Consider the following 17851-nt stretch of genomic DNA (forward strand, 5'->3'; position numbering starts at 1 on the left):
TAAAATTAGAATTCTTTCTCTAATATTTGCCTTTTCTTCCTCTCTTAAGGCTTTTTGTAGTTTCTCTATTTGTTGAAGATTGAGATGGTTTTTAGCTGGCATTTTTGTATAAATTGACTAAACTAATTTTTTATTATACCCTATTTAAAGGCACAACAGCTTAGTCCATTAATCAACAGCATTAATGCGCTCGATTTGTGTGTTTGTTTGAGGCTATTCGCGCCGTACTCGATCAAGCGTTGTTTCGCATCTTGACGGGTTAAATCCACAGATCGAGTGCGTCTGTTGAAGCACTCGATCTGTGGGTAAGCTCCAAAATGTGGAGAGTTGGGGATTCATCGGTTTGATTTTTTGGAGTTAGTCAATGAGCAGAAATTGTTTGCCACTCTTGAATCGCCGTCGATGGGATTTGTAACTCGATCGCTGAACCAGTTACCACTGGTAAAGTTAGGTGAAGGGGAATTTCAGCCTGCAACTGCGGTAGGACAGACTTAATGTCATATTCTGCGACATTCGCTGGGGTTGGTGTGCCCTTAGAAATTTCGCTAGAAATATCCTTGGCGGTTAGAGTTTCGCCCATAGATGTTGTCAGAATCAGCGGTTGAGTGCGATCGAATTCCACCGCACCAGGAAAGCCCACGACGCGCAGAGAGACAGTAGAACTACCTTCAGGATGGATGCGTTTGAAGGCGATCGCCTGCCAAGAATTTCCGTTCTGATCTTGCAGTTTTTGCCGGGATTGATACAGCATCTGCCCTGGATATTCTTCGATTTCCGTCACAGCAGCAAAAGCAGGTAAGGGAATACAGACAATCAGTAAAACGCAGATCCAAGCAGCCAGCAGCCAGCGCATCGGGCGAATTTTAGGGTAGTTAAAGTAGATAAAGTTCATCACAAAAGTCCTCAAAAAGTTAAAATGTCTTGCAATTCCAGAGTCAAAATTTTTGGATTTTCATCCTAATTGGTAATTGCTCAACTACCCCCCTCCCCTGAAACTGCCTCCTAGAGACAGTTTCAGATTGTGAATTTTAAGCAAAAAGCTTCTTCTTCAATAAAATCAACGAGAGAATGAGGGTTTCAGCGCTCAAAACGGAAAAATGAAATAATTGTGTTCAAACTTTGCAATACTCGCCTACAAAGGGTTTCAGAGATTTTATTTTTGTCCGTAGGGGGGGTTGAGCAATTACCCTAATTGTTTTGGTGCATTAGCTAGAGGCGATCGCCTCTCCTGCGTTTTTCCAGCCTGCAAAACTTGGCGGAAATCCCTGGACATTTTCATAGCCCAATAGGTGCAATGTCATTACTCCCATTGCCGATCGATAGCCCGTTGAACAGTACAAAACTACGGGGCGATCGCGCGGAATTCGATCCAGATTGTGCGCTAGTGTTCGGAGTGGAATATCGATCGCATTAGCGATATGTCCCGATCGATACTCAGAGGGTTCTCGCACATCCACCAACAGGGTTTGAGGGTTCTTTAATAGGTTTTTTAACCCTTCGACATTGGCGATCGTGTAATAGCCTGCTGGAATCGACGTGAGGAAGCGATCGACTCCCGATTCCAGATTCACGGTTTTTTCAGACATTGTTTGCATTTTTTCTTGAAAGATTGGTTCAGTTTCTATGAGATTTGCTGCGAGGATCGGGTTTTGCCCAATACCAACCAAGAGGAAAAAACATAGTGCAAATCCCAGTAATATAGTCTGAATTGGTTTCTTAAAGCTCATAGATTTCTCCTGAAATGGATTGTTAAGGGTTCACTCTGTCAGCCAGATATTTCAGCACCATGTCAATCAATTGATTAGGGCATTAAATATATAGCCGATACTAATAATTCCAACAGTCATTAACCCAATAAACACGGCTAAGAGTTGAGGTTTCAAAACTTTTTTGAGAATCACCATTTCAGGAAGCGATAATGCTGTCACAGCCATTGTGAAGGCCAAAACTGTACCCATTGGCATTCCTTTATTGACTAAAGCTTCGGTAATCGGCATTACACCCGCAATGTTTGCATAGAGTGGCACGCCCAAAATTACCGCGATCGGCACTGCAAAAGGATTATTTGCACCTGCATATTGAGTGATAAAATCTGTTGGCACATAACCATGAATCCCCGCCCCGATCGCAATACCACCCACGACATAGAGCCACACCGATCGCACAATTTCGCTCGATTGGAACCATCCTTGCTCAAATCTTTGCCCCCAAGTTAGCATCACTGGTTCTAGATTGTCCTCATCACCTAGAGGTATTTCTTGATGAGATTTTTGCAGTTCCCAAACAAAGGGTTCCACCCATTTTTCTAATTTTAGTAATCCGATGATATATCCAGAGGCGATCGCCAAACCCACACCAAAACCGATATAGATCAGTGTCACCTTTAGTCCAAACAATCCCCACAGCAGGATAACAGCAACTTCATTTACCATTGGCGCTGCCATCAGATAAGAAAAGGTCACACCTAAAGGCACACCTGCTTCTAAGAATCCGATGAACAAAGGAACCGCAGAGCAAGAACAGAATGGTGTGACGATTCCTACCATTGCCGCCAAGATATTTCCCGCAAAAGTGCGCTTTCCTTCTAGCAAAGAGCGAACACGCTCTGGTTCTAAAAAGCTTTGAAATGTCCCAACAATGAAGCTAATTACAATTAGTAATGTTAAGACTTTTGGCACATCGTAAAGAAAGAAATGCAGACTCGATCCTAAATGCGATGAAATCGACAAGCCGAAGATTTGGGTGACAATCTGGGTTGCCAACCAATCAAAAGGATAAAATGGATCGAACATAACTTTGCCTCTTTAACGCTGCAATAAGGGCTGAATTTGTTCTGGACTGAGCACTTGACCTTTGCTGACGACTTTGCCATTGATTGTCATGGCGGGAGTAGACATCACACCTCGTTTAGCGATTTCGATGGGGTCGGTAATGTGCAGAATTTCAGCATTTAAATTGAGATTAGTTACAGCTTGTTTGGCATTTGCCTCTAGCTGTTGGCATTTTTTGCAGCCTGAACCCAAAATTTCAATCTTGATCGTATTCATGGCATAACTCCTTTTTTTTATTCTCTAATTCAATTCTCTCTCTACTGAATCCAAGCGATCGCTACCGTTTCTTAACTGACCCCACGCCCCGCCCAGATTCGCGAACTTGAGGAGAGCCAATATACTCTATTGAACCCACGCCGGATACAGTCGCATCTAACTGCTGACTGACATTAACCACAGCACTGCCCACGCCGCTATTGCGAACCGTAGCCTGTTTAGTCTTGAAATTCTCACCTTGGAAACTTCCAACCCCGGAAAAATTGAGTTCCAGCACATCGACACTTCCGGCGATTGTCATGCTACCCACCCCATGAAGGGAAATCGACAACTGTTTACCTTGGATATCCTTTACCTCAACACTACCGACACCATCTATATTCAAGCTCTCTAGGCTCTTTACCTCCACAACGAATTCAATGGGCTTGGTGGGATTCATATTGGTATCTTTCGTGATAGTGAGATACAGAACATTGTCAGTTACACGACTTTCTAGCAACGGCAGAATGTTGTCGTCAGCGGTGATCGTTAGGGACTCTTTTCCTGTCTGCTGTATCGTGACTTTACCTACGGATTTACTAGAAATGGATGAGAATCGACCTACTTCTCTAGATTCGGTCTTAACTATTCCAGAGCCTCTAAGCCCACCCAAATTGAGAGAGCAGCCTGTGAATAGGCTCAAAGCTGTTAAACACACAACCAAACCGTATAGCTTCGATCTCATTGTTTTGCCTGCTATATAAATCCTTAGTCGTTCACTTTTCATGGGTGCATTTTGATTGCGATCGCATCTTTCAATTAATGCAAGATTCCTAACACCATGATTGTTCTCCCGGAGGATTGTGCAGTAACTCCCGAATATTAGCTTCGATCACCCGGTAGCCCACATTACCGTTGAGTCTCTGCCGTCCTTCATTAAAAATCAGGGTGGGGCTGACTGTAACCGTATGCTCTTTGACTAATTCAAAATCCTGGGATAGCTTGGCATAAGCCTCACCACTATCGATCTGAGCTTCGATAGCAGCGATCGGCAGTCTTAACTCCTCCGCAATTCCAAATTGTACCTTGCGGTCAGAAACATCTGCGAGTTGGGTAAAAAACGCCTCCCGAAATGCCCAGGTTGCTTTTTCAAATACCTGTTGATTTCGCTCTACTAAATCTTTCGTTTCTAGTAGTTGAATCGCATGGAGAAACAAATGACAGGATGTCGATGAAAATGGTGTTGCCTTAGTCCAAATATCAGGATGAACGCTGATGTGATCGAACTTTTTCGCAACCTCCTGGACATGATTGCTGTATCCTTGCAAACCACCGCGATCTCGCCATCGGTTCTCCAGTTTTTCACGAGCAACACCAAAGACGGGGACAAAGTGCTTTGCGATCGCAATCTTGTCTTCAAAGGTTGTTTTCAACTCATCCAAACGAATCTGAGCAATATAAGCCCAAACGCAGAGAACATCGGAAAAGTAAAAAATACGAATCGGTTCCATATCACTTCATCCTTAGACCCACCAGGGTTTCTTTCTAGTACGAGGATCAGTTTCCGTCCAAGCTGAGATCAAAATGCTGTTATCGATCACTGAAACCTGGACAATCTTGAGCGGTAGAGGAGCTGGGCCATGCACCACCGTCCCATACAGACGCTGATTGGATGTCCCTAACTTACTTTCGAGTTACCACAACCCAATCGTCCGCTGTTTTGACAATCTTAGCATTCTGCAAACCTAAATGTTTTAAAACAGGTTTTTCTAACAGAAAATAAGGTTGAGGAAGAGTTTGCCATTTCTGTTTCAGCGTCGGCGCGTCGGCGACAATAACTTGGCGTTGACTGTAAAAATTCAGCGATGGACGGCCCAAGCGGTGAGAAGTAAACACTTGTTGATCGGCCGGAGTTCCTGTGCGGACAATTTCGGCGATCGGCTTAACCGGATAATCCTCCGCCAATTCCCAAACCCAGTTATCTGAAGCCACCAATACCAACAGCGTCAGGTAAGTTCCCCAAATTAAAACTAATATAAACTGTCGGTCTTTGCGGTGCAGCAACACGGCCGCCATTGTCATTGTCAAAGCTACAAACATCAGCATTAACTGCAAATCTCGCTCTGGAGGCGCAATTTGTCCCCCGATCCATACCCAGCCACTGAAGTACACGCAACCGACGACAGCAACTATAGCCAGCACTGCCAAAATCGCGGGATGAGGCAGCAAAGAAATAGCATCAAAACGTTCTTCTGCTTCCTCTTTGACGGGTTCTGGCGGCAGCCACAGTTGCTCCCAAACTTCAGCGAGATAACTGCCAACAGCAAGAGCAAAAGCTGGATAAATTGGCAAAACATACCACGGCAATTTAGTAGTCATCACAGAAATAGCCAGCAGATATACTCCTGTCCAAACCAATACTAATTTTGGCCCGGCAAAATTGCGATTTTCCCAACTCAGGCGCAGCCCTTGTAGCCAAAATAACTGCCACGGCCAAGCTAATTTTAAAATTTCTAAAAGATAATACCAAGGCGGGCCTCTGTGACTGCTTACAGGTTCCGAAATGCGCCGGAAAGATTCGTTAATTAAATTAGTGTGGATGAAATATTGGCCGTAGTGCAGCCATTGGGCAAAATACCAAGCAGCTACTGGCAATGTTCCGATCGCCAATCCGCCCCAAAGATACCCAGAAGTGAGGAGTCGCGGGGTATCCCAAACCAAAAAAATACAGCCAACAGCACCCAGCAGCAGCCCCAACATGACGCCCTTAGTGAGGCAAATGAGTCCGAACCCAATCCCCGCGCCCAAAGCGTAGCGCAAGTCGCGGCGCGATCGTAGCAAACACCACATCGCCCCCAGCAAAAAACACAAAACCGCCCCATCCAACATCGCCAAACGTCCATGCCGCACCACCGGTAACAGCGTCAGATACACGAGGGCAGAAAAAATGGCGATCGAGCGTCTAGGAAACAACTCCCTGCCAATGGCGTAAAGCAAGGGCACTGAAGCCGCCGTCAGCATCGCCGGTACCAACCTCGCCGTCAATTCGCTGACACCGCCGACGGCAAAACAGAGCCCAATTAGCCAGTGTACCAGCGGCGGTTTGTTGAAATAAGGCATAGAGTCGATCGTCGGATACAGCCAATTTAAGTTGCCGCGCCAAATTTCGCGACTTACCTGCGCTGCAATGCCTTCATCCCAATCCCGCAAAGCCACGCCGCCCAGATTCAGCCCGAAAATCAGCACTGCAGCCAACAGAAAAGCCAGCATCCACACTTTATCTGTAAAGCTGTCATTCCAGCGATTTTTCGGTTTGCGGCTTAGGAATGGAAAGATTTCTGACATAAGTTAAGAGAGTTTTGAGCGTCCCAAACTGAAGGTAAACTTAGACAGCAGTTATTTGCGACTAGGAAAATACCGTCAGTAACGAGCGGGCTAAAGCCACGCTCGCTTGTAAGAGAAATCGAGCAAGCTATGCTGACCAGACCCCTCGCAAGAGGAGACGTTATTTAGGTCACGACACCGGCGAATGCGACGCCAGTTTTCCGCTCTGTCACCTGCGATTAAACAGTTTTAAAGTCACTGAAACAGTGTCGCAGGTCTAACAAGCCTTTATAACCAGGTCGAGGCGAACATTACCCCGCAAGGGAGACTGAGGCAACCATACCTCATCGGAGGGGCAACCATACCCCTCCAACCCGAAAGGGGAAAGATTCAAGGCGATTGAAATCGCCGAGTCGCTTCCCTCTCAGGACTGAAGTCGCGCTCGTTTCCCACTTACCGAGTTTTTTTATGAATTTGCCTGTAATTATAGATATTATCATTGGCTTAGTCTTTATCTACCTGACTTTAAGCTTGCTAGCTTCGGAAATTCAGGAACTGATTGCTACTGTTTGGCAGTGGCGGGCCCAACATTTAAAGAAGTCGATCGAAGTGCTAATTTCTGGAGGCAGCGAAGCCGCGAAAGATCCCCTGCAACTTAAGCGAGTCGGACAGTTAGCTCATTCGATTTACGCCAATCCGATTATCAAGGATTTGAATCAGGGAGCGAAAGGGCTTGTATCAGAGGGATTCCGCTCTGTTACGCACCGCATGGGGGATTTTTACCACGGAGTTACGGGTACTAAAAATGTTTTCGGCAATAAATCCAGTGGGCCTTCTTATATTCCAGCCGAGTGTTTTTCTGCTAGCCTTTTGGAGACTTTAAAGGTTTCTAGTTTGCTCAGCTCTATCTCTAAAACCCGATTGGAAAGATTTAAAAATTTACAATTAGCACAAATTCAACAAATTGGAGAAAATCTGAGTTTACCGGATGCTACTAAACCGATTATTAAGCAAGAATTTAGGTGGCTGACTGCGGAGTTCAATCGAATTGTGGAAGATTATCAAAACAATTTAGCAAGTTTGAACAATAGCTTAGATCGAATGTCGGAAAAGCTAGGATTTTATATTAATGATTCTCAGGTTTATCTACCAGAAACCGAGCTAGCAGGTAGAGATTTTCAGAGGCAGATGGCATTTGTCAAGGCTCGTTTTGACAGTAAAGTTGAGCGGGTGGCGCTGCTAGGGCAACTGCAACCGAGTTTCAGCAATCTGTTAAATACTGTTAAAAAAAGTCAAGATTCGGTAGCAGAAATTATGGAGATTAAAGAGGAGAGTCCGATTTATCAACAAATTCAAGAAACATTGGACAGTATGCCAGAATCTTTGAAACGCAGCCTTTATATTTTAGCGCAGCGCGCTGAAAAAGGTGGCGGAGATACTCAAGAGCAGTTGCAGCGGTTTCAGAAAGAAATTGAAATTTGGTTTGACCAATCGATGGAGCGTGCTTCTGGTGTTTACAAGCGGAATGCTAGAGGGGTTGCGATTTTGCTCGGAACTGCGATCGCGGTTGCTGCTAATGCTGATACCATTCATATTATTAATCGGTTGTCGAAGGATTCGATGTTGCGATCGACTGTTAATTTGTACGCTGAGCAGTTGGTGGTAAATAATGCTAAGACTAAATTAGATAATTTACCAAGTCTGAGAAAAGTTCAAAAGGATGTAGATATAGCTTTGGATGAGGTAGCTCTGCCTTTTGGATGGAGCGAACAGAACAGCTTAGAACGAGATAAGCAGGGGAATTTATTGTGGTCGGCTTTGATGGCAAGATTGTTTGGGTGGATATTGAGCGGCGTAGCTATTTCTATGGGGGCTGCTTTTTGGTTTGAGGCGCTCAACAAGATTATTAATATTCGCAATGCAGGGAAAAAACCGCCATCTTCCACAGAATCTTGAGGGGTGCAGTTGCGAGGCCAATCTACTAAGTGTCATACCCTTTTAGATTTTAGATTTTACATGGGAATGACTGAAGACTATCGAGGTTTGAAGCACGGGCTTATATCATGTCCGGTCGTGCGACCGCGATTGTTGTAGGGGCGGGTTCACGAACAATACCTGCCAATAATTGACAATCTCAAAAACCCGCCCCGACCAGGATATTATGGTTAATCGCTCGGAGATGATATTACAGTTGGATTCTTTTGTGAAAGTGGTATCACGGATAGGATATCGGATCGATCGGTAATTTCGCGTTTGCCGGAAGTAAGGGAAAACACGCAGAATATAAATTCCGTGCGATCGCGGATGGCAGTGTGGCAGAAATAGGGCAAACTGATAGATAGGTGAAATAAGAATGAGCGAAATAAATAAGGTCGCTGGCAGTTTCAGAAGCTCTGACTCCAAGGCTGTATCTACCGCTAAACACACTTTTGGAGGACGGAATATGTTGACTTCTTTAAGGGAAACGACTCCCGCCTCGGAATACGCAAATCCCCCATCCAAAAGCTTTGTAGTCAAGGAGTCCAGCATCAATGAAGGTGGATATTTTGTTTCCAGAATATTGGCTGGGGAATCTGACTGCATCGAGAAATTTACCTGGAAACTTCAAAAATCTGCCTCTATCCTTAGAGAGATTGACAAAGTTGGCTCGACTTATGACGGTCGCTCGAACCAACTGCAATTAGGCTTTGTTATCCTCAGTTCAGATTACCTCGAACCATACAAAAGTCAATTGCCAAAATCGCATAATTCTCTGACTCAAAACAGCGGACTTGGTTCGTGTTATGCCGATCGAGATAGTGATACATTCAGCAACGGCGGTGGGCGCGATCGACTGTTTGCTAATTAAGGAGAGTAATTTAATGCAGGGTATGGAACGTACCGAGGGCGACTGAACCCGAATGCAATTGTAATTATGGACGCAGGGGCGATCGCAATCAACGATTTCGATCTGACTAAATCAGCAATCATATCAACTCCCGCTGAATAATTTGAATCACGTTTGCAGTGAGGATGGCAGTCCTCACAGTGTCGGTAGCACCCCATAAGCCAATTGATTTCCAGCCATAGGTTCCACTTAATATTAGATCGTTTTGACCGCAAGCATCCAGGATACAAGCCCCCGGATTGATCCGTCCAGAAATAAAAAACCTGTATCCGATGAAACTTGCCGAACGTATTTATCCGTGGTGTCAATGCTTCAATTCTTTAATCTAAAATCTAAAATCTAAAATCTAAAATCGATTGACTGTTAGTAAATGCGACCAAACGTCCTGGGAATCAGTATTTAGGTGTACCGCAAACCTAGCAAAGTCAAAGCATATAGAATTGTTCAAAATCTACATAATTCAGTTTTCCATTGGATGAAATACAGCTAGGGAAACTCTAGTGCATTGTGCCTCTACGTAAAATCTCACACTCAAATAAAAACTACTAAATATAAGAGGAGTTATTCGGGGGTGAATTACCTCGACTATTTCCGCATCCCTCAACTCAGCCTACTATTAGCAAAATAAGGTCAAAAAAAATTGGATAATAGAACCTAGATTTATTTCAATATTCCCGATTAATATTGCGATCTATTCCCATAGATAGAGGCTCAGATTTCCATTTTAGTTAAAAGTAAAAATGCAAATGCCGAGCAAAATAAATCAACAAAAATATTTTAAAAAAGGCATCATCTATCAATTGGGTGTTAAGATATAATGAAATAAGCCTGATGAGATAACTCCGGGGTGTATCTACTAATAATGCCCTTAATGGAGTCTCCAATATGAGTTCTACATTCGCTCAAGTTAACTCACAATCTGCTTTTGAAGAACGGCCAGTGCGCTCCTTAGTCTTCATTGACGCCGGCGTGAAAGATTACGAGTCAATTACAGCAGGAGTGCTGCCCGGACAGCAGGTAGTAATACTCGATCGCACCAAAAACGGCATCGAACAAATCACATCCGAGATGGAAAAATACGCCTCTACTAAGGGGGCGATAGACTCGGTTCACATTATTTCTCACGGCAGTTCAGGCAGCCTACAATTAGGCAATACCGCTCTGGGTTCAGATAACATAGAGCAATACAAAAGCCAGTTGGAAAAGTGGCAAACTTCACTAGCCCCAGAAGCAGACATCATGCTGTACGGCTGCGATGTAGCAGGCGGTACAGGTGTTAATTTCGTCGATCGATTCAGTCAATTAACCGGAGCTGACGTTGCGGCCTCTACCAACATAACTGGCAGCAACGGCGACTGGAATTTAGAATTTGCTAGGGGTCAGATTGAATCTCCCTTAGCCTTGGGGCCAGAGGCTATGGCAAGTTACCAAGGTGATTTAGCTACGATCGTAGTAGCCAACAATAGCGATAGCGGGCCGGGTTCATTAAGGGCTGCGATCGCCACCGCTGTTGCCGGCGATATCATTACCTTCGCTCCAGGTTTAGCCAACCAAACCATTACCCTCACCAGCGGTCAACTCGATATTCCCGTTGGCAAAAACATCACCATTGACGGCGCCGCCGCACCCGGTTTAACCATCAGTGGCAACAACGCATCCCGCGCCTTTTTTGTCAATGCCAACGTTGCGACTGCTACGAATTTTACAGTCAAAAACCTCGCTATTATCAACGGTAAAACGGTGGATAATGGTGGGGCGATCGGTACACAAGACGAAGTAACGATGACCGTAGAAAACGTTCAGTTTACCAACAACGTGGCTGATAAAGGCGGCGGTGCAATCTTCAGCGGCTGGAACAACACCCTGACCGTTACCGACAGTAAATTCACCGGAAATAAAGCCACTGCAACCAACGATGAACGTGGCGCTGGCGGTATTGCTTTTGCAAGTAATAAAAACCTCACCGTTGTTAACAGCGACTTCACCAACAACTTAGGAATTAATGGTGGGGCAATTAACAGCCTAAACGGCAAGTTAACAGTTGAAAACTCGCGATTCATCGGCAACGATACCACCTCCGGCCAGTTCGCCCCAAACGATCCCAACGGCAATTCTTTTTTAAGGGGTTTCGGCGGGGCAATTTACACAGACCGCGCCAGTTCTACTGACGAGCCTTCCGGCACAATTAAAATCAGTAAAAGCGTATTCCAAGACAACAAAGGGCGAGGCGAAGGCGGAGCAGCTTATCTGTTTACCGGCACCCAAGATAGCGTAAGTATTGCAGACAGCACCTTCCAAAATAACGAAATTCTGGCGCTACCCAACGGTGGAAATGCTGGAAACGGTGGTGCGGTAACGGTTTTGAGCGACAGCACCAACCAGGGATTGACCATTACCAACACCACCTTTGCGGGCAACAAAGCCAATAATCAAGGTGGCGGCCTGTGGATGCGAAATGCCCCTACTACGATTACTAACAGTACGTTTTCTGGCAACTCCACGGCATTTGCTGCTGGTGATTTCAACAAACTCGGCGGTGCAATGACTCTTGGTGCACCCACAACCATTCTCAACACGACGATCGCCGATAATTCTGCAGGCTGGGTTGGTGGAGGTATCTTCGCCAATGCCAATAATGTCACCCTCAAAAACACTATTCTTTCCAACAATACAGCGGCTAACGGAGGAAACCCTTGGGGCATTCAGCAACACGTCACCGCCCAATATAGCGATCAAGGAGGGAATTTTCAGTGGCCGGCCAAAAACCCCAATGACGGAAGCGATTTCAATGCGACGGCAAGTGTGACGATCGCAGACCCCTTACTTGGCCCTTTGCAAAACATCAACGGCGCTTTAGTCAGGCCCCTGCTGACAGGAAGTCCGGCAATTGATAAAGGGATTGCCACCGGCGCACCCGCTACAGATCAGCGAGGCCTGACTCGCCCTCAAGATGGCGACAGCATTCCAGGTGCGATCGTGGACAGCGGCTCTTTTGAATTGGGAGGTAGTGTCGTCCCAGTGCCCACACCGACTCCGGCGCCAACTCCGACGCCCACACCCGAACCCACTCCCACACCGGAACCGACTCCAACTCCCACACCGACTCCGGCGCCAACTCCGACGCCGGAACCGACTCCAACTCCGACGCCGGAACCGACTCCAACTCCCACACCGACTCCGGCGCCAACTCCGACGCCGGAACCGACTCCAACTCCCGCACCGACTCCGGCGCCAACTCCGACGCCCGCGCCGACTCCGACTGAGACTCCGACACCCACACCGGAACCGACGCCAACTCCGACGCCCGCGCCGACTCCAACTCCCACACCCGAACCCACTCCGACACCCACACCGGAACCGACTCCGACTCCCACACCGGAACCGGCACCAACTCCCACACCGGAACCGGCACCAACTCCCACACCTGCGCCGACTCCGCCGCCGACACCAACTCCCGCACCGACACCAACTCCGGCCTCGGATGGTTCCCTGCTCGATAGCCTCAACGCCCCGCAACTCGACTCTGCCACCATCACCCCCAACCCCGTCCAAGAAACTATCAACGGCGGTAACGATGCCGATTTCATCATGGGCGGTGGCATCAACGAGTCGATTAACGGACTTGTCGGCAACGATATTCTTTACGGTATGGGCGGCAATGACAACATTGACGGCGGTGCAGATAACGACTCAATCTTCGGCAATGGAGGCAGCGATTTCATCTCTGGCGACGCTGGCAACGATACCATCTACGCTGGCAAAGATAATGACACTGTGGTTGGTGGTGAGGGCGACGACTTGTTGAGGGGAGATTTAGGCAATGATACAGTTGCCGGCGGCCTTGGCAACGACAGCATTTTCGGCGGTAAAGATGACGATATCTTGCTGGGTGAAGATGGAGACGACTACATTTTAGGCAACTTGGGAAATGACACAATTAATGCTGGAAATGGCAACGATATTGCCTTTGGCAATGAAGGTGCAGACCTGATTTTTGGCTTATTGGGAAATGACACGCTTTACGGCGGCAAAGAAAACGACAGTCTCGATGGCGGTGAGGGCAACGACTTGCTTTTGGGCGGCAATGAAAACGATGTGCTGTTCGGCGACATCGGTAACGATACCCTGTACGGCGGCAAAGCTAATGATATTCTCAGCGGCGGTGCTGGGGACGATTTCCTTTCCGGCGATGTTGGGGACGATACATTGACTGGTGGTTCGGGAAATGATGTGTTTTTCCTAAATCAAAGTTTGGGTAGCGACATCATTACTGATTTCCGCAAGGGAGAGGATTTAATTGGGTTGAGTTCTGGTTTGAGTTTTAATCAACTCAGTATTACTTCCAGCAACAATCAAACTTTGATTACTGTGACGGACACCAATCAATTGTTGGCGAAGCTTAACAATATTACCCCCGGTATTCTCACCGCTAGCGATTTCACTCAGGTAACAATCTAACTGGCTGGGGTAGGGTGCGCCATCAGCAGCCCGCCCCTACGCAGGGCTGTTTCATTCTCTTGTAGGGGCAGCCCCCCGTGGCTGCCCCAATCTCTGAAACATGAGCAAATCGTGGATGGGGAGGGTAGGCACGGGGAGTAGGGGTAGCACTACAAGAGTCAAAATCATCGTTTTCTTGAGAATGAAACAGCCCTGCGCCCCTACGGGGGCTACGCCAACGAAGAGGAGCGATCGATCTGATTCTTTTCAAGTGCGATCGGTAATAAATCTTGTTTATTGCCGATCGCCCACACCTATAATGAGACACACCCGTCTATTGCAATCCTGAGCTGGCTAGCCATAAGTAGCGGCCGAATAAAGCCTGCTTTCTCAACCAATAATTTTCAGATTTGTGGGAACTTTTTTACAGATAGGAAAAAACTTAAATTAATCAAATTTTTAGGGAATTTTCCTGGTTTTATATAATGTGAATGTATCAGGTACTAGCTAGAGCAATTCTCAGGAACTCAGAACCACATAAAATATTTTCTGAATTTTACCTGACCAAGGCTTCCCAATGGTTTGATGCACTACGTATCTGGCTAATGGTGTGCATAGCAAATCTACCGAGGTTCCCGTGCCGGACTATTTACATTACATCCTCTGCATTTAATTGCTAAAAAAAATCGCAATTTTTACACAGCAAAAGCTGATTAGGGAGAAAAGTATTGGGTTTCACTTAGGGATAAGATTCAAGTTTTTCCCTAAAGTTTAATATCCCCGATGGATTACCGAGGTTTTAATTCTGCCTACTGCCTTCTGCATCTCTAGCCTTCTGCTTTCAAGGTGAATCTACCAGCAAATAGTAAACATTCTCATGGGTATGCCAAATGAGTTCAACTTTTGCCACCAACATGGATTCACAATCTGTTCTCCACAATGCTGGTTCTAAATCTATTGTCTTCATTGATTCCGACTTAGATGACTATCAAACTCTTGCCGGTGGCGTGCTTCCCGGTGCAGAGATCATCATTTTAGATAAAAATGGTAACGGAGTCGAGCAAATTACTGCGAAACTGCAAACAATTTCGGCTGCGGGGGAAACTGTAGACCAAGTTCACGTTTTTTCTCACGGCAATTCTGGCAGCTTGCAGCTAGGTTCTGCAACGTTAAATGCGGATAATTTATCACAATATGAAAGCCAGTTGCAAGGGTGGCGAAATGCGCTAAGCGACCAAGCAGATATTGTGATTTATGGTTGCGATGTTGCTGCGGGTTCGGGAAGCGATTTTGTCGATCGCCTGGGCGAGTTAACCGGGGCTGATATTGCGGCATCTAGCGATCGCACTGGCCGCGGTGGTAACTGGAATTTGGAGTTTGCCAAGGGCGATATTGAAGCACCGATAGCCTTGACTCCAGAGGCAATGGCGGATTATCAAGGGGCTTTAGCAACTATTACCGTTACCAACAATAATGATAGCGGGCCGGGTTCATTGAGAGATGCGATCGCCTCCGCAGCAGCCGGCGATACCATTCAATTTGCCTCCACTCTTGCGGGCCAAACAATTACCCTAACGAATGGTCAACTTGTTATCAACAAAAACTTGACAATTGATGCAGTTGGTGCAGCCAATTTAACCATCAGTGGCAACAATGCTTCGCGGGTCATTCTCACAGAAGGTTCGACCAATGTTACTCTAAAAAACCTGATTATTGCCAACGGCAAAGTTTCTGGTACTGACCCCAATAATCAGACAACTAGCGCCGGTGGTGGCATTCAAACAGGAGGTAGCAGCACTTTAACTTTAGAAAATTGCCAAGTCAATAATAATGTTGCCGGTTTTGGTGGCGGCATTTACACGGGTTTCCGCAGCACAACTACTGTAATTAACAGCAAGTTTAGCGACAATGATGGTTCTTTAGCTAAAGCTACCGAACGTGGTGGCGGCGCGATCGCCACTAAAAGCGGCGGTGTTCTGACTATCAGAGATAGCGAATTTACCAACAACAAAGGCAGCTACGGCGGTGCTGTTAATAACCTGTTGGGCAGCATGACGATCGAAAACTCTAAATTCACAGGGAACCGCACAGATAAAGGCGTTGGCGGGGCAGTTTACGTCGATGGCGCTAATGCTTCGGGACCGAATGCAACCCCCGGCCCAGTTGCCGGAACTATTGCTATCCGCAACAGCCTTTTTGATGGCAATATCGGAGCGAGAGAAGGAGGCGCAGCCTTTTTGTTTGGTTATTTGCAAGATAAAGTGGTCTTGGAAAATAGCACTTTTATTAACAATAAAGCTGTTAAAGATCCAGCAGGAGTTGGAGGTTCGGGAGGCGCAATTCGTCACGGAAATACCGAACTTACGGTAACAAATTCCACTTTTGCTAATAACCAAGCTGAAGATAATGGGGGCGGTTTGTTGTCAGGAGAGAATGGAAATATCAGCATTGTCAACAGTACATTTTCCGGCAACAGCGCTGCTAAGCAGGGCGGAGGAATGCTTGTCGCTAACAGAGATTCCTTTTCGACTAACATCGTCAATTCGACTTTTGCTCAAAATACCGCTGAATTTTCGGGAGGTATTGCTACTTTTAACGACCCTGTGAAATCGCCAATTACTGTCAAGAATTCGATTTTTGATAGGAATACGGCAAGTAATCCTTTTAAAACGAGGCAGCACACTGGACGGCAGCTAATCGATGGGGGAAACAATATTCAATTTCCCGCTAAACTGACCGTGGGAGATCCTAATGATAGTAATGTTACGGCAAATGTGACGATCGCAGATCCCTTACTCGGCCCTTTGGAAAATATTAACGGCGCTTTCGTGCGACCGCTGCTAACAGGAAGTCCGGCAATTGATACTGGTACTGGTGTAGGCGCGCCAGCGACAGATCAGCGCGGTGTGAGTCGCCCGGCTGATGGTGATAATAACGGAAGTGCGATCGTTGATATTGGCGCTTATGAATTGAACCCTACAGTCACGCCGACTCCAACTCCGACGCCCACTCCAACTGAGACTCCGACTCCCACTCCGACTCCGACTCCCACTCCCACTCCCACGCCCACACCCGAACCCACTCCTACTCCCACACCGGAACCAACTCCCACGCCCACACCGGAACCGGAACCGGAACCGACTCCCACGCCCACACCGGAACCGACTCCCACGCCCACACCGGAACCAACTCCCACGCCCACACCGGAACCGACTCCCACGCCCACACCGGAACCGACTCCCACGCCCACACCGGAACCGGCCGTAGATGATTGCCTACTCGATAGCCTCAACGCCCCGCAACTCGACTCTGCCACCATCACCCCCAACCCCGTCCAACAAACAATCAACGGCGGCGACACTACCGATTTCATCATGGGCGGTGTCATCAACGATTCAATTAACGGACTTATCGGCAACGATACTCTCTACGGCATGGGCGGCAATGACAACATTGACGGCGGTGCAGATAACGACTCAATCTTCGGCAATGAAGGCAGCGATTTCATCTCTGGCAGCGCTGGCAACGATACCATATACGCTGGCAAAGATCCTGACACTGTTGTTGGTGGTGAGGGCGAGGACTTGTTGAGGGGAGATTTAGGCAATGATACAGTTGCCGGCGGCCTTGGCAACGACAGCATTTTCGGCGGTAAAGATGACGATATCTTGCTGGGTGAAGATGGCGACGACTACATTTTAGGCAACTTAGGAAATGACACAATTAATGCCGGAAACGACAACGATATTGCCTTTGGCAATGAAGGTGCAGACCTGATTTTTGGCGACATCGGTAACGATACCCTGTACGGCGGCAAAGAAAACGACAGTCTCGATGGCGGTGAGGGCAACGACTTGGTGTTGGGCGGCAATGAAAACGATGTGATCTGTGGCGACATCGGTAACGATAGCCTGTACGGAGGCAAAGGTAATGATATTCTCAGTGGTGGCAGCGGTGCCGATTTCCTTTCCGGGGATGTTGGGGACGATACATTGACGGGAGGTTCGGGAAATGATGTGTTTTTCCTCAATCAAAGTTTGGGTAGCGACATCATTAATGATTTCCGCAAGGGAGAGGATTTAATTGGGTTGAATTCTGAATTGAGTTTTAATCAACTCAGTATTACTTCCAGCAACAATCAAACTTTGATTACTGTGACGGACACCAATCAATTGTT

Annotated in this window: 12 protein-coding genes; 4 read left to right on the top strand and 8 right to left on the bottom strand. The window is 46.8% G+C overall.

The genetic code is table 11. The features are described from left to right. Positions 1-140: 140 nt before the first annotated feature. The 8 genes from QT987_RS30075 to QT987_RS27935 form a co-directional block, all read right to left on the bottom strand. A complete protein-coding gene (locus QT987_RS30075; protein ID WP_445299653.1) occupies positions 141-269 on the bottom strand; it encodes a cation-transporting P-type ATPase in 129 nt (42 codons plus the stop codon). 92 nt (positions 270-361) lie between these two features. Continuing rightward, on the bottom strand, positions 362-892 hold the full coding sequence (locus QT987_RS27905; RefSeq protein ID WP_333246578.1) for a DUF3122 domain-containing protein: 531 nt from the start codon (positions 890-892) through the stop codon (positions 362-364). A gap of 313 nt (positions 893-1205) precedes the next feature. After that, complete coding sequence (locus tag QT987_RS27910) at positions 1206-1586, bottom strand: rhodanese-like domain-containing protein (RefSeq protein ID WP_333246580.1); 381 nt, start codon at positions 1584-1586, stop codon at positions 1206-1208. Between the two features lie 207 nt (positions 1587-1793). Then, the gene (locus QT987_RS27915; RefSeq protein WP_333246582.1) at positions 1794-2792 is read right to left on the bottom strand and encodes a permease; all 999 of its coding nucleotides are present in this window, start codon (positions 2790-2792) and stop codon (positions 1794-1796) included. A gap of 12 nt (positions 2793-2804) precedes the next feature. Further along, positions 2805-3047: a thioredoxin family protein gene (locus tag QT987_RS27920; RefSeq protein ID WP_333246584.1), complete on the bottom strand. Its 243-nt coding sequence runs from the start codon at positions 3045-3047 to the stop codon at positions 2805-2807. A gap of 61 nt (positions 3048-3108) precedes the next feature. After that, positions 3109-3771, bottom strand: coding sequence for a GIN domain-containing protein (locus QT987_RS27925; protein WP_333246585.1), 663 nt, complete (start codon positions 3769-3771; stop codon positions 3109-3111). Between the two features lie 88 nt (positions 3772-3859). Further along, a complete protein-coding gene (locus QT987_RS27930) occupies positions 3860-4537 on the bottom strand; it encodes a DsbA family protein (RefSeq protein ID WP_333246587.1) in 678 nt (225 codons plus the stop codon). A 172-nt stretch (positions 4538-4709) separates the two neighbouring features. Then, positions 4710-6371, bottom strand: coding sequence for a glycosyltransferase family 39 protein (locus tag QT987_RS27935; protein WP_333246589.1), 1662 nt, complete (start codon positions 6369-6371; stop codon positions 4710-4712). 447 nt (positions 6372-6818) lie between these two features. Here QT987_RS27935 and QT987_RS27940 point away from each other — a divergent pair, with 447 nt between their 5' ends. The 4 genes from QT987_RS27940 to QT987_RS27955 form a co-directional block, all read left to right on the top strand. Next, complete coding sequence (locus QT987_RS27940) at positions 6819-8306, top strand: hypothetical protein (RefSeq protein ID WP_333246591.1); 1488 nt, start codon at positions 6819-6821, stop codon at positions 8304-8306. A gap of 487 nt (positions 8307-8793) precedes the next feature. After that, entirely contained in the window at positions 8794-9198 is a 405-nt protein-coding gene (locus QT987_RS27945) for a hypothetical protein (protein WP_333246593.1), read from the top strand. Positions 9199-10122: 924 nt separating this feature from the next. Next, positions 10123-13695, top strand: a complete 3573-nt coding sequence (locus QT987_RS27950) for a DUF4347 domain-containing protein (RefSeq protein ID WP_333246595.1) — start codon at positions 10123-10125, stop codon at positions 13693-13695. Between the two features lie 869 nt (positions 13696-14564). Further along, positions 14565-17851, top strand: a 3287-nt coding sequence (locus QT987_RS27955; protein WP_333246597.1) for a DUF4347 domain-containing protein, incomplete at its 3' end; no start/stop codon positions are given.

Source organism: Microcoleus sp. SVA1B4 (assembly GCF_036700545.1).
Lineage (GTDB): Bacteria > Cyanobacteriota > Cyanobacteriia > Cyanobacteriales > Microcoleaceae > Microcoleus.

What these genes read in the sequence shown, in the direction of transcription:
- QT987_RS27920 (WP_333246584.1), bottom strand. Translation starts at nt 3,047, where the DNA reads ATGAATACGATCAAGATTGAAATTTTGGGTTCAGGCTGCAAAAAATGC.
- QT987_RS27940 (WP_333246591.1), top strand. Translation starts at nt 6,819, where the DNA reads ATGAATTTGCCTGTAATTATAGATATTATCATTGGCTTAGTCTTTATC.
- QT987_RS27945 (WP_333246593.1), top strand. Translation starts at nt 8,794, where the DNA reads ATGTTGACTTCTTTAAGGGAAACGACTCCCGCCTCGGAATACGCAAAT.
- QT987_RS27915 (WP_333246582.1), bottom strand. Translation starts at nt 2,792, where the DNA reads ATGTTCGATCCATTTTATCCTTTTGATTGGTTGGCAACCCAGATTGTC.
- QT987_RS27910 (WP_333246580.1), bottom strand. Translation starts at nt 1,586, where the DNA reads ATGTCTGAAAAAACCGTGAATCTGGAATCGGGAGTCGATCGCTTCCTC.
- QT987_RS27950 (WP_333246595.1), top strand. Translation starts at nt 10,123, where the DNA reads ATGAGTTCTACATTCGCTCAAGTTAACTCACAATCTGCTTTTGAAGAA.
- QT987_RS27930 (WP_333246587.1), bottom strand. Translation starts at nt 4,537, where the DNA reads ATGGAACCGATTCGTATTTTTTACTTTTCCGATGTTCTCTGCGTTTGG.
- QT987_RS27935 (WP_333246589.1), bottom strand. Translation starts at nt 6,371, where the DNA reads ATGTCAGAAATCTTTCCATTCCTAAGCCGCAAACCGAAAAATCGCTGG.
- QT987_RS27905 (WP_333246578.1), bottom strand. Translation starts at nt 892, where the DNA reads ATGAACTTTATCTACTTTAACTACCCTAAAATTCGCCCGATGCGCTGG.
- QT987_RS27925 (WP_333246585.1), bottom strand. Translation starts at nt 3,771, where the DNA reads ATGAGATCGAAGCTATACGGTTTGGTTGTGTGTTTAACAGCTTTGAGC.